The sequence below is a fragment of the Intrasporangium sp. genome, assembly GCF_030452765.1.
In the GTDB taxonomy this organism is placed as follows: Bacteria; Actinomycetota; Actinomycetes; order Actinomycetales; family Dermatophilaceae; genus Intrasporangium_A.
The window spans coordinates 1-5,331 of sequence record NZ_JAKDLO010000243.1 but is presented as its reverse complement, the minus strand read 5'-3'; the positions used below and the strand labels follow the sequence as shown (position 1 = coordinate 5,331).

The window sequence follows — 5,331 nt, the reverse complement described above, 5'->3', positions numbered from 1 at the left end:
CTGGCCGGGCTCGGCGGAGCCCAGGGGCTGTCCGTCTCGGTGCTGTATGGCGTGCTGGCGCTCGTCGGCACCCTGCCAGGGGCACTGGTCCTGCTGGCCGCCCGGCGCCGGGGAGCCCGGCATGGGTGAGCGCGGCGACGTGGGGGAGCAGGACGGTACACGGGATCAGAGCGGCACGCAGGAGCGGGACGGCACGCAGGAGCGGGACGGCGCGCAGGAGCGGGACGGCGCGCAGGAGCGGGACGGCGCGGGAGAGCGGGCCCGGCCGCACCACCTGCCCGCGCGCACCGCAGAAGCCCCCGGCACCGAGGCGCTGCCCTACACCGTGCTCAGCTGCTGTGTGTCGCTGGACGGCTACATCGGCAGTGCGTCCGGGGGCCGGCTGGTCCTGTCCAACACCGCCGACTTCGACCGGGTCGACGCCGTCCGGGCCGGCTGCGACGCGATCCTCGTGGGCGCACAGACGATCCGCAGCGACAACCCGCGCCTGCTCGTGCGCAGCCCGGCCCGTCGGGCAGCGCGGCGTGCGCGGGGGTTGCCCGAGACACCGACCAAGGTCACCGTGACCCACGGCGAGGAGCTCGCCTACGACGCGGCCTTCTTCACCACCGGTGCGGCCAAGCTCGTCTACTGCCCCTCCGGGGCCTTCGCCGACGCGTCCGCGAGGTACGGCGCCCTGGCCACGGTCGTCGACGGGGGACCCCGGATCCGGATGCGAGCGCTGAGCGCCGACCTGTTCCAACGAGGGGTGCGCACCTTGCTCGTCGAGGGCGGCGGCCGGATCCTCACCCAGTTCCTCGTCGAGGACATCGCCGACGAGCTGCACCTGGTCGTCGCGCCGATCTTCGTGGGGGACGCCCGAGCCCGGCGGTTCGTCGGCGACGGCCGGTTCCCGTGGCATCCGGCCCGGCGCGGCAGGCTGGCCGACGTGCAACAGATCGACGACGTCGCGTTCCTGACCTATGCGCTCTCCGACCGTTTCGATAGCCGCGCGAGGTCGACGTGACCCGGGTCGACCCGCACTGGCTCGACCTGCGCGGCCCGGCCGACGTGCGCGCCCGCACCGACTCGGCGACCGGCCTGGCCGACGAGCTCGCTCGATGGCTGCACCGTCGGCGACCCGCCGGACCGGTCCGGTTGGTGGACGTCGGCGCCGGAACCGGTGCCGGGGCGACGTGGCTCCGGCACCACCTCGCGCACCTGCTCCCCCCGGCTCGGCAGAACTGGCGGCTCGTCGACCACGACCCCGACCTGCTCGTGCGCGCCCAGCCGGTCAGCCAGGCATGGGCCACCCCGGAGATCGCAGACCTCACCCGACTGGCCGGCCTGCTGGCCGAGGAGCCCACAGATGCGGTGACCTGCCAGGCGCTGCTCGACCTGCTCACGGCCGGCGAGTGTCGCGCCCTGCTCGAGCCGGCGGTCGCGCACCGCGCCGCGGTCCTGGCCGGCCTCACCGTGACCGGATGGGTGGACCTGCAGCCCGGGCACCCAGCGGACGAGCTGGTCGGCGAGGCCTTCAACGCGCACCAGCGGCGTGCCGGCCGGCTCGGCCCGGCCGCGGGCGATCTCGCCGCCGAGACTCTTCGCGACCAGGGTTACACCGTCACGGCTGCCGCTACGCCGTGGCGCCTGCGCGGGCCGGACCGGGAGCTCACCGATGCCTGGCTGCGCGGGCGAGCCGAGGCCGCGACCGAGCAGCGACCCCGGGACGCGGCCCGGATCGAGGGCTGGCTCGCCGACCGGCTCCAAGCGGCGCGGCACGGCAGGCTCGAGGCTGTCGTCGGCCACGTGGACCTGTTGGGACTGCCACCCGACGGCAGTCTGACGTCGAACGCGGTCGTAAGAACACAACAAGTCGGGTGAGGGCCACCGGGCCACGCGTGGCGAGGAGGTCCCAGGCGGACTTGTTGTGTTCTTACGGACAGGCTGCGCACTGTTCGGCTGCTCGCCCTCCGTTGCGACGGTGTCGCACCCCGACGCTTGCGTCCTCAGCGGCGCTGCGCGACGAGCGCGACCTTGCGGACCCGGCCGGATCGCAGCCACGAGCTCCAGAGCCGGTGTCCGGCGAGCAGCTCGTCGATCGCAGACGCCCCCAGCTCGGCGGCGATCCGCGCCAGGTGCGTGGTGAACGCGTCGACGAGCGCGTCGACGACGGCCAGGTGCGAGGCGCTGTCGTCGTGCCGCCACGTGACCGTGAGCCCGGCCTCGGCAAGCAGGGACTCGAGCTCGGGCAACGGGATCGGCCACACCGTGTCCGCCTGCGGCATTGCCGCGCGTTCCCGCGCGGTCAGCGGCATACCATCCTCGACGGTGCAGGCGAACCGTCCGCCGGGGCGCAGCACAGCCGCGATCTGCGAGACGAGCGCGCGCTTGTCCCGGAACGCCAGCAGTGTCTCGAGCAGGAGCACGACGTCGCGGTCGCCGGGCGGCACTGGCGGCACGATCGCGGTGACGAACCGGCACGGCAGGCCGGCCGAGCGCTGCCGGGCGAGGTCGATGGCCGACGGGTCCTGATCGACGCCGAGGTAACGGCAGCCCAGCTCCCGGGTGAGGTAGCGGCCGGGCCCGGCGAGACCGCAGCACAGGTCGAGCACGTGGACGGCCGGGCCGACACCGGCCCGCCGACCGAGGGCCAGGATGCCGCCGGCGGTCATGAAGCTCTCCTGACCGATGTACTCGCCCGGAGGGTATGCCGCGACCCTGGCGTCGTGCAGGACCCGGTCGACCCGCCCGCGCTCGCTGGGCGTCATACCGGCAGGTCCCGGCGGTGCCACAGCCAGAGCACGTCCCGGCCGAACGACTCGCCGATCAGCGACAGGCCCCCGGCCAGGCCCACGCGCGTGGCCGGCCGCGGCAGGACCCGGGCCGCGGCGACGACGAGCACGATCCCCTCCGCCGCGGTCGCCACCTTGCGCCAGTAGCGCGGCGGTAGGCCTCGACCCATCCACGGCCACGCCCACCCAGCGGCAGCGAAGAGGTACCTCGCCAGACCCCCGGTGAGCACCCACCACCCGTAGGGCCGCGCGGCGTGCGCGCTCAGGGCGAGGATCAGCAAGGCGTCGACCTCGCCGTCGAACCGGGCACCGAATTCCGAAGCGGACCGGGTGCGGCGCGCGACCGCCCCGTCGACCGCGTCCAACACCAGTGCAGCGGCGGCCAGGGGGACCAGGGCCGGCGACTCGGCGCGACCCCAAGCCGCGTCGGTGACGAGGCCGGCCACCGCGCAAGCCACCGTGGCCCGGGCGAGGGTCACGACGTCGGCCGCACCCGGGCTGCCATCCCGCAGCCCGCGCGCCACGGCCACGTTGACGGCCAGGCCGCTGATGCCGCCGACCAGCCCGCCCGCGACGCCGAGCCCCGACGTGCGGGCCAGCTTGCCGAGCAGCCCGGCCTGCGCCAGCAGCCCCGCGGCGCACAGCCGCCCGGTACCACGAGACTGACCCCCCCTGGCACGCCGCACCCTCACGAGCAGCCGGCGGGACGTCATACCCCAGCCTCACGCACAGCCGGTCGTCGTGTCCACGTAGGGCACCCGTTCGAGTTCGATTGGGCTGGGTAAGCGAGAACTGATCGACAAAGAGGGCCTCGGCAGGTACCTCGGGTCCTCAATACACGAGGTGATCCACCATGACAACTGCTACACCCTCCGCACACCCCCGCCGGTTCTCAAGCCGGATCCATGTCACGCGTAGCCGCGGTGCCGTCAGTGGGGCGTTGCTCGTCCTGCTGGGCATCTGGGGCGGCATCATTCCCTTCGTCGGGCCGATCTTCGGCTACGCCTATACGCCGGACACGGCGTGGCAGTACACGATGGGCCGGCTCTGGCTGGAGATCCTGCCTGCGGTCGCGACGATCCTCGGCGGCCTCATGCTGCTGACGAGCGCCGACCGGCGCATCACGATCTTCGGCGGATGGCTCGCCGCGGTCGCCGGTGCCTGGTTCGCGGTCGGACCGATCCTGAGCCCGCTGTTCAACGGCGGCGTTCCGGCGGCCGGCACGCCCGCGGGTGCCGCGGCGACGCAAGCAGCGATCGAGGAGCTCGGCTTCTTCGTCGGGCTCGGGGTTGTCATCGTCTTCTTCGCCGCTCTCGGGCTCGGGCGCAACAGCGTCGTCAGCGTCAAGGATGCCGACCGGGCCAAGGCGGCCCGCACCAGTAAACGAGACATGCCCGAGGACCCCGCGCCGCACGACGAGGGCGGCGAGGTCCGCTGAGGAAGTGACCCGCGCCTGACTACGCTCAGGCGTATGAGCGCCACGCCTGTTTGGGGTCCTGTGTCGGAGCGAGCCGGTGGGCAGCTGCACCTGCGCAGCCAGCTGGGCGCCATCGAGGTGACCTTCAACCGGCCGGAGAAGCACAACGCCTTCACGACGGCGATGTACGCCGAGCTCGAGCGGATCTGCGAGCTCGCTGCCACCACACCGGCCTTGCGGGTCGTCGTGTTCCGGGGCGCGGGTGGCCGGGCCTTCGCCGCGGGCAACGACATCTCGTCGTTCACGGATGTCTCCAGTGGAGCGGACGGGGTCGCCTACGAGTCGCGGATCCGAGGGGTGCTCGACGGCATCGCCGGGATGCCCCAGCTGACCATTGCGGCCGTCGAGGGGCACTGTGTCGGCGGCGGGCTCGCGGTTGCGAACGCCTGCGACCTGCGCATCGCCACCCCGACGGCCCGCTTCGGCTTCCCGATCGCGCGCACCCTCGGCAATGCCCTGTCCGCGCCGATCGTGCTGCGCTGCGCGGAGGTCTTCGGCGACCCGCTGACCCGCGAGATGCTCCTCGCCTCGCGGATGGTCGACGGGCGCCGGGCCGCCGCCGTCGGAGCCGTCATGGAGGTCGTCGCGCCCGAGCGGCTCGAGGCGGAGGTGTGGGGTGTCGCAGCGGGGGTCCTGCACGCCGCGCCGCTGACGATCCGGACCACGAAGGAGCAGCTGCGGGACGGGCGGGTCGGCTATGACGCCGAGGCCGACGACGCGAGGCTGGAACACGCCTACGGCAGCGACGACTTCGGCGAAGGGGTGGCGGCCTTCCTCGCCAAGCGGCAGCCGGCCTTCCGCGGGGAGGCGCCACAGCGGCATACGACATCGCCGTATGCCGCTGAGTGAGCCTGCGTCGCCGGCGTGACCTGCCCGCCTCAGCGTCTGCGGCGCGACGTGCCGAAGATGCTCCGGGTGATCTCCCGTCCGATGACGGTTCCCGCCGAGCGGAGCATCGACCGGAACCCCTGGGACTCGACGACCTTCTCGATCAGGCTCGGTTCGTCCTTCGTCGCCGGGGTGGACGCGGCGGGGGCGGGTGCCGACTCAGGCTGGGCCTCGGGGGCAGGCGCGGCCTGC

At 73.4% G+C, this 5,331-nt stretch carries 6 protein-coding genes and 1 pseudogene; 4 read left to right on the top strand and 3 right to left on the bottom strand.

What is annotated here, in order from left to right:
- Positions 1–121: 121 nt before the first annotated feature.
- Positions 122–1,006, top strand: a complete 885-nt coding sequence (locus L0H79_RS20360) for a dihydrofolate reductase family protein (RefSeq protein WP_301486465.1) — start codon at positions 122–124, stop codon at positions 1,004–1,006.
- Positions 1,003–1,863 (top strand): hypothetical protein, encoded by an 861-nt coding sequence (locus tag L0H79_RS20355; RefSeq protein ID WP_301486464.1) that lies wholly within the window; start codon positions 1,003–1,005, stop codon positions 1,861–1,863. The genes L0H79_RS20360 and L0H79_RS20355 overlap by 4 nt, the downstream gene beginning before the upstream one ends.
- 125 nt (positions 1,864–1,988) lie before the next feature.
- Here L0H79_RS20355 and L0H79_RS20350 read toward each other — a convergent pair whose 3' ends face one another.
- Entirely contained in the window at positions 1,989–2,750 is a 762-nt protein-coding gene (locus L0H79_RS20350) for a class I SAM-dependent methyltransferase (RefSeq protein WP_301486463.1), read from the bottom strand.
- Entirely contained in the window at positions 2,747–3,487 is a 741-nt protein-coding gene (locus tag L0H79_RS20345) for a CDP-alcohol phosphatidyltransferase family protein (RefSeq protein ID WP_301486462.1), read from the bottom strand. Before L0H79_RS20345 ends, L0H79_RS20350 begins: the two co-directional genes overlap by 4 nt.
- Before the next feature lie 140 nt (positions 3,488–3,627).
- On the opposite strand from L0H79_RS20345, the gene L0H79_RS20340 reads away from it, so the two are divergent.
- Together L0H79_RS20340 and L0H79_RS20335 are read left to right on the top strand one after the other, a co-directional pair.
- Positions 3,628–4,212 (top strand): hypothetical protein, encoded by a 585-nt coding sequence (locus tag L0H79_RS20340; RefSeq protein WP_301486461.1) that lies wholly within the window; start codon positions 3,628–3,630, stop codon positions 4,210–4,212.
- Between the two features lie 33 nt (positions 4,213–4,245).
- Positions 4,246–5,100 (top strand): enoyl-CoA hydratase, encoded by an 855-nt coding sequence (locus L0H79_RS20335; protein ID WP_301486460.1) that lies wholly within the window; start codon positions 4,246–4,248, stop codon positions 5,098–5,100.
- Positions 5,101–5,129: 29 nt separating this feature from the next.
- On the opposite strand, the pseudogene L0H79_RS20330 reads toward L0H79_RS20335, so the two are convergent.
- A pseudogene (locus L0H79_RS20330) lies at positions 5,130–5,331 on the bottom strand (ATP-binding protein); the annotation flags it as partial.